5 protein-coding genes are annotated in these 5,827 nt (G+C 69.0%); 4 read left to right on the forward strand and 1 reads right to left on the reverse strand.

The genetic code is table 11. From position 1 onward, the window contains the following. The first annotated feature begins 47 nt into the window (after window positions 1–47). A complete protein-coding gene (locus Q8814_RS23780; RefSeq protein WP_330154439.1) occupies window positions 48–1,025 on the forward strand; it encodes a methionine synthase in 978 nt (325 codons plus the stop codon). Window positions 1,026–1,079: 54 nt separating this feature from the next. Continuing rightward, complete coding sequence (gene ligA / locus Q8814_RS23785; protein WP_330154435.1) at window positions 1,080–3,188, forward strand: NAD-dependent DNA ligase LigA; 2,109 nt, start codon at window positions 1,080–1,082, stop codon at window positions 3,186–3,188. Between the two features lie 8 nt (window positions 3,189–3,196). Here the strand turns inward: ligA and Q8814_RS23790 are convergent, their stop codons facing one another. After that, a complete protein-coding gene (locus tag Q8814_RS23790) occupies window positions 3,197–3,847 on the reverse strand; it encodes an ACT domain-containing protein (protein WP_330154436.1) in 651 nt (216 codons plus the stop codon). 303 nt (window positions 3,848–4,150) lie between these two features. Between Q8814_RS23790 and gatC the strand changes: the two genes are divergently transcribed. Next, a complete protein-coding gene (gatC, locus tag Q8814_RS23795) occupies window positions 4,151–4,450 on the forward strand; it encodes an Asp-tRNA(Asn)/Glu-tRNA(Gln) amidotransferase subunit GatC (protein WP_330154437.1) in 300 nt (99 codons plus the stop codon). Next, window positions 4,447–5,827 (forward strand): Asp-tRNA(Asn)/Glu-tRNA(Gln) amidotransferase subunit GatA (gene gatA, locus Q8814_RS23800; protein WP_330154438.1); only part of this gene is annotated, 1,381 nt, incomplete at its 3' end. The genes gatC and gatA, both read left to right, overlap by 4 nt.

Raw genomic sequence — 5,827 nt, forward strand, 5'->3', positions numbered from 1 at the left:
CGGCCACTCCGGCGCCCCGCGACCGGTGGTCGGGGCTCGCCACGGGTATCGGATCGTGGCCGGGAACCGACGCCCGCGAGGCCGCGGCGGTGATCGTCGGAGAGCTCACAGACCTGCCGCACCTCGTCGAATCGCCCGCCCGCGGACTCGGCGCCGACATGATCGGCCGCACCAGCGCTCTGCTCGTCGACCTGCATCTCGATGCGTCCACCACCGGCTACCGTCTCGCGTCACGTCGCGGGACGGTGGCGGCCCGCGCGGAAGATCTGCTCAACCAGGATCTCGACGCGTTCGAGGAAGCATGGGAGCACGCCGGCAGGGGAGCGGACCGGACCGTGAAGGTGCAGTCGGCGGGACCGCTGACGCTGGCCGCCCATGCCGAACTCACCACCGGCAAGCGGGTGCTCACCGACCGCGGAGCCGTGCGCGACCTCGCGGAATCGCTCGGAGAGGGCATCGCCAGGCATGCCGCCGAACTCACCCGGCGACTCGGTGTCTCGGTCGTCGTGCAGCTCGACGAACCGGCATTGCCGGCCGTGCTCGGCGGAACACTGCAGGGCAGAACATATCTCGAAACCGTTGCGGCTGTGCCCGAACCCGAGGCGCAGGACGTGCTCGACACCACGATCGAGGGCACCGGGCTGTCCGTCGCGGTGCACTGCTGCTCCGGTGACGCGCCGATGGCGCTGCTGCGCCGCAGTGCCGCCGACGCCGTCGCATTCGATCTGTCCCGGATCGGCACTGCGGACCTCGACGGGATCGGGGAGCTGCTCGATTCGGAGACTGCGCTGATCCTCGGGCTCGTCCCGACCACGCGTCCGACCGGCAAACCGACGTGGCGCGACCATGCCGCCCCCGCGATCGCGCTGATCGACAGGCTCGGTTTCCGCCGTACCGTGCTGCGCTCGGTGTCGGTGACACCGGTCTGCGGACTGTCCGGCGCCGATCCGGACTGGGCGCGCACCGCACTGAGGGTGGCGCGCGACATCGCCACGGCGTTCTCGGACGACCCCGAGTCGCTCTGACACCACGTCTGCCGCTCCGGGAACTGTCGGGCGCCTGGACTAGGATTTCGTCCTGTGAGTGAACCCACGGACGCGCCCGTCACTGCTCCTTCCGAAGCGCGCGAGCGCTGGGAGGAACTGGCCGAACAGGTGCGCGAGCACCAGTTCCGCTACTACGTGCGCGACGCTCCGATCGTCTCCGACGGCGAATTCGATGCTTTGCTCGGCGAACTCGAGGCGCTCGAGGAGCAGTACACGGAGTTGCGTACCCCCGATTCACCCACTCAGCTGGTCGGTGGCGGATTCGCGACCGAATTCGGTGCCGTCGACCATCTCGAGCGGATGCTCAGCCTCGACAACGTGTTCGCCGAGGACGAGCTCCGCGCGTGGCTCGCCCGCGCCGAAGCCGAGACCGGCACCCGGCCGGACTACCTGTGCGAGGTCAAGATCGACGGTGTCGCGCTGAGCCTGGTCTACGAGAACGGGCGTCTCGTGCGCGCCGCGACACGCGGCGACGGCCGCACCGGTGAAGACGTCACGCTCAACGCTCGGACCATCGGCGAGGTTCCCGAAAAGCTCCGGCACAGCGACGACTACCCCGTTCCCTCGGTACTCGAGGTCCGCGGCGAGGTGTTCTTCCGGCTCGAGGATTTCCAGACGCTCAACGCGGGCCTGGTCGCCGAGGGCAAAGCGCCGTTCGCCAATCCGCGCAACTCGGCCGCAGGGTCGCTGCGCCAGAAGAACCCGGCCGTCACCGCGCGTCGCAAGCTGCGAATGTACTGCCACGGCTACGGCCGGATGGAAGGTTTCGAACCCCGGTCGCAGTCCGAGGCCTACAACGCATTCGCAGCGTGGGGGCTACCCGTTTCGCCGCACACCATGCGGGTGCAGGGCACCGACGCGGTGGTCGAGCGGATGGGGTACTGGGGTGAGCACCGGCACGACGTCGAACACGAAATCGACGGCCTCGTCGTGAAAATCGACGATATGGGCCTGCACCGTCGACTCGGAGCCACCTCGCGTGCTCCGCGTTGGGCGATCGCGTACAAGTACCCGCCCGAGGAGGTGACCACGAAGCTCCTCGACATCCGGGTCAGCGTCGGGCGGACCGGCCGGGTCACCCCGTTCGCCTACATGGAACCTGTCACCGTGGCGGGCTCGACCGTATCTCTCGCGACACTGCACAACGCGTCCGAAGTCACCCGCAAGGGCGTGCTCATCGGCGACACCGTCGTCATCCGCAAGGCCGGCGACGTCATCCCGGAAGTGCTGGGTCCGGTCGTGGATCTGCGCGACGGCACCGAGCGCGAATTCGTGATGCCCACCGAATGTCCCGAGTGCGGAACGACTCTCGCACCCGCGAAGGAGGGCGACGTAGACCTGCGCTGCCCGAATCGGCGGTACTGTCCGGCGCAGCTGCGCGAGCGCGTGTTCCATGTCGCGGGGCGTGGTGCCTTCGACATCGAGGCGTTGGGCTACGAGGCGGCCACCGCGCTGCTCGAAGCGGGCGCGATCGCCGACGAGGGTGATCTGTTCTCCCTGACCGAGGAAGACTTGATGCGCACGTCGCTCTTCCGCACCACGAAGGGCGCCCTGTCGAAGAACGGCGAACGTCTACTGCAGAACCTCGCGAAGGCCCAGGACCAGCCGCTGTGGCGTGTGCTCGTGGCGCTCTCGATCCGGCACGTCGGGCCCACCGCGGCGCGTGCGCTCGCCACGGAGTTCGGCAGTCTCGACCGGATTCGCGCCGCTTCCCTCGAGGAACTCGCCGCGGTCGAGGGCGTCGGCGGCACGATCGCCGCCGCCGTCGTCGAATGGTTCACGGTCGACTGGCACGTCGCGATCGTCGACAAGTGGGCTGCCGCCGGGGTGCGCATGGAAGACGAGCGGGACGAGTCCATCGAGCGCACCCTCGAAGGGCTGTCGATCGTCGTGACCGGAACCCTGGCCGGGTTCTCCCGCGACGAAGCGAAGGAAGCAATCCTGGCGCGCGGCGGGAAGGCCGCCGGGTCGGTGTCGAAGAAGACCGCGTTCGTGGTGGTCGGCGACAACCCCGGCACGAAGGCCGACAAGGCGTCCGACCTGGGGGTGCCGACCCTCGACGAGGACGGCTTCCGGCTGCTGCTCGCGCAGGGACCCGACGCGGTTCTCGGGAAAGACCCCGAGTCCGGCGACGACGACTGAGGACGTACCTATCCGAGCACGGTGCCGATGATGCCCGCGAGATACCCGATCCGGGCGATCTCCGACGGGCGGAACGCCGGACCGCCGGGCCGGCCGAGCATGAGCACCCGGTCGGGGGAGCCGAGCGGCGCTGCCGCCAGCATGGTGCCCATGTCCCGCCACACGGACGGAACCCAGTCGGCTTCGTGATCGAGCAGCTGCGGCTTTTCCAGAGGCATCCACGGCGGGTTCGCCGGTCGAGTCTCGGGTGCGCCCGGACTCCCGACCACACGGTAGGCGCCGTGCGGTCCCATGCCGAGCACGGTGGCCCAGCCGACGCGCAGAACGCGGGGTGCACCGTCGACGAGGATCTGCAGCCGGTCGTCGTGTGCGACGGCGACCTGGTCGATCAGCTCGAGTTCCCGGTGGGTGTCGAGCATTCCCGCGTAGGGCCGGATCGAGTCGACGCTCACCCCGTCGACAGCTTCTGCCGCGGTGATGAGGGTGTCGGGCAGCTTGCCTGGTTCGACGTCGACGACGAGGTCGTCGATCGCGAAGTCTGTGCTGCGTTCGACGACGTCCAACGACAGGATGTCCGCGCCGACCGAACCGAGAGCCAGGGCGAGCGCGCCGAGACTGCCGGGACGATCGGGTAGCTGGACACGCAACAGGTACGACACGTGTGTCCTTTCCCCGATCCGATCGGCACGATCGTGCCGACCCGGGAGCCACAGCCGACCCCCGCACGGTGCCCATCTTTTCACCTCGGGAACGGCGTCGGACGCGTTGCTTGCGCCGATCGCACGAATCGCACGGAAAACCGCCGGTCGCATCCGTGCGCGTCACATGAACGCAACAACTGTTTCTTCGACTCGCAACATGCCGAGGCGAGATCACCGGCACCGAACCGACTGCACGGCGTTTTCGGGCACGCATTACCCTGGACGGGACGTTCATTCTCCATCGGAAAGGGGCCCCCCACGGTGCCTGCCATCTCCCGTGACGAGGTCGCGCACCTCGCTCGGTTGTCCCGGCTCGCGCTGACCGACGCCGAACTCGACGAGTTCGCCGGCCAGCTTGATTCGATTCTCAGCCACGTCAAGGCGGTGTCGGAAGTGGCGGCGGACGAGGTGGCGCCCATGGCGAACCCGAACGCGGTCACCAACGTGACCCGGCCCGACATCGTGCAGCCGGGACTGACTCCCGAGCAGGCACTGTCCGGCGCGCCTCTCGTGGAGGACGGCCGATTCTCCGTCCCGCAGATCCTGGGGGAGGGCGAATGAGCACCGACGTGACCCGCCTCGACGCCGCGACCCTCGCCGAGCGCATCCACGCCGGTGACCTCTCCTCGGTCGAGGTCACGCAGGCGCACCTCGACCGCATAGCGGAGGTCGACGGCGCATACAACGCTTTCCTGCACGTCGCCGCCGACGAGGCGCTCGCAGCGGCCGCCGCGGTGGACCGGGCGGTCGCCGCGGGCGAACGTCCGGTGTCGCCGCTGGCCGGCGTGCCGATCGCACTCAAGGATGTCTTCACGACGACCGACATGCCCACCACCTGCGGATCGAAGATCCTCGAAGGCTGGGTGTCGCCGTACGACGCGACCCTGACCACGAAGCTGCGCGCTGCGGGTATCCCGATCCTGGGCAAGACCAACATGGACGAGTTCGCGATGGGCTCGTCCACCGAGAACTCCGCATACGGACCGACCCGCAACCCCTGGGACACCACCCGCATTCCCGGTGGCTCCGGCGGCGGCTCGGCCGCGGCGCTCGCCTCCTACCAGGCGCCGCTCGCCATCGGTACCGACACCGGCGGGTCGATCCGCCAGCCGGCCGCCGTGACCGCCACCGTCGGCACGAAGCCGACCTACGGCACCGTGTCCCGGTTCGGGCTCGTCGCATGCGCCTCGTCGCTCGACCAGGGCGGCCCGTGCGGTCGTACCGTCCTCGACACGGCGTTGCTGCACGAGGTGATCGCGGGTCACGACCCGCGGGATTCCACGTCGATCGACGCCGCAGTGCGGCCCGTCGTCGAGGCCGCCCGCCAGGGGGCTGCCGGCGACCTGAAGGGCCTCAAGGTCGGTGTCGTCAAGGAATTGCATTCCGACAGTTACCAATCCGGCGTGCTCTCGTCCTTCGATGCCGCGGTCGAGACGCTGACGAAGCTCGGCGCCGAAGTGGTGGAGGTGTCCTGCCCGCACTTCGAGTACGCGCTCGCGTCGTACGGCATGCGCGTCGACGACGGCACGATGAGCGCCGAGCAGGTCATGGCCGCGACCCGCGCCGCGGGATTCGGCAAGGAAGTCAAGCGCCGCATCATGATCGGCACGTACGCCCTGTCGTCCGGGTATTACGAGGCCTACTACGGTCAGGCGCTCAAGGTGCGCACGCTCATCGCGCAGGACTTCGACAAGGCGTACGAGCAGGTCGACGTGCTGGTGTCGCCCACGAGCCCGTTCACCCCGTGGAAGCTGGGCGAGAAGGTCGACGACCCGCTGGCGATGTACCTGTCCGACCTGTGCACACTGCCGACCAACCTCGCCGGTCACTGCGCGATGTCGGTGCCCTCCGGCCTGTCGGCCGACGACGGCCGTCCCGGCGGCCTGCAGATCATGGCTCCGGCACTGGCCGACGAGCGGCTCTACCGCGTGGGTGCGG

It is taken from the genome of Rhodococcus chondri, from assembly GCF_036327435.1.
Taxonomy (GTDB): domain Bacteria; phylum Actinomycetota; class Actinomycetes; order Mycobacteriales; family Mycobacteriaceae; genus Rhodococcus; species Rhodococcus chondri.